General features: G+C 47.1%; 1 pseudogene. It reads left to right on the top strand.

The annotated features are described in order from the left end of the window. Positions 1-411 (top strand): annotated as a pseudogene (locus A3729_RS23530) (ABC transporter permease); the annotation flags it as partial. Between the last annotated feature and the right edge of the window lie 137 nt (positions 412-548).

A 548-nucleotide genomic window follows, 5' to 3' on the forward strand; every position in this document is an offset into this window, starting at 1 on the left:
GCCACAGGCTCTAACCCCAGAATGGCTCAGGCCAATGGCGTCAATACTTCGTTAATGGTTATTCTTGGGATGTCACTATCTAATGCCCTTGTCGCCCTGGCAGGCGCTTTATTTGCTCAAAGTCAGGGTAGCGCTGATGTAACTATGGGGGTCGGCATCATTATTATCGGCCTTGCTTCTGTGATAGGCGGCGAAGCCTTGATTAGCCCGAAGAACCTGTTTCGCTGGATCCTTGCCTGCCTGATTGGCTCACTACTCTATCGCCTGGTTATTGCCGTGGCACTTAACGGTGAATTATTAGGCCTTAAAGCTCAAGATCTCAATTTGATCACGGCTATTTTGGTAACGCTCGCAATTGTTGCCCCAAATATCAAAAGCGCCATTAAAGCACGCACGAGGTTCGGCCAATGATCTCAATGAGCAAGGTAGATGTTAGTTTTAATCTCGGCAGCCCCTTAGAAAACCATGTATTAAAGGGAATCGACCTGACTATTCCTAAGCATCAATTCATTACAGTTATTGGCAGCAACGGTGCAGGTAAATCAACC

Source organism: Oleiphilus sp. HI0043, from assembly GCF_001634935.1.